The sequence below is a fragment of the Brevundimonas sp. genome (genome assembly GCF_046293315.1).
Classification (GTDB): domain Bacteria; phylum Pseudomonadota; class Alphaproteobacteria; order Caulobacterales; family Caulobacteraceae; genus Brevundimonas.
In genome coordinates this window covers 1-762 of sequence record NZ_JBKBPF010000044.1, presented here as the reverse complement: position 1 = coordinate 762, position 762 = coordinate 1, and the positions used below count along the sequence as shown (strand labels likewise).

Annotated in this window: 1 pseudogene; it reads left to right on the top strand. The window is 68.2% G+C overall.

Annotated features, from left to right (window positions below):
* A pseudogene (locus ACK4SE_RS13915) lies at positions 1–762 on the top strand (hypothetical protein); the annotation flags it as partial.

The following is a 762-nucleotide window of genomic DNA, read 5'->3' as shown; positions in this document are numbered from 1 at the left end:
GCAGCTCGATTCCGCCCAGCACGAGGCCGGCCAGCTGCGCGAGCAGCTGGCGGCAGAGCAGCAGCGCGCGCAGGGGCTGCAGGACAGCTTGCAGGCAGCAGAGCAGGCGCGCGAGCGCGAGGCGGAGGTGGAGGCGGAGGCAGCTGCTCTGCGTGAGCGCGTTGCCGAGCTGGAGGCGGTGGAGGAAGAGCTGCGCGACAAGCTGCAGTCGAGCGAGGAGGCTGCGGAGGCGCAGCGTGCGCGTGCGGCGGAGGCGGAGGCGGAGGCAGCTGCTGCGCGCGAGGGCGATCTGGAGCGCCGCGCCGTCAACGGCCGTATCTACCAGCCGATCCGCGGCAACGGCGACTTCCTGTCGCTGGCCTTCCGCTATCAGGAAGATCGCAACAACACCTATGGCCGCAAGAACGTCGACCAGTTTAACAACGGCGTCATCGCTGGCGGCAACACCAACTACTGCTCGCTGGTGAGCGGCGGCGCTGGCCGTCAGGACCAAGGTAACGCTGCGGCCAACCCGGGATGCAACAGCTTCTACGGCTATTTCATCAACCCCACCGACAGCTTCAACGTCCGGGGCCAGTCGCGCTTCACCCTGACCGAGAAGCTGACGCTGACGATCGACCCGCAGTTCTCGTACACGCTGGCTAACGGTGGCGGCACGAGCCTGATCGAGGAGACCGACCAGCGACTGCAGGGCACCTTCTTCGACGCCACCAGCGCGGCCACCCGCACGGCCCGCGGCGTCGACCTGAACGGCGACGGTGA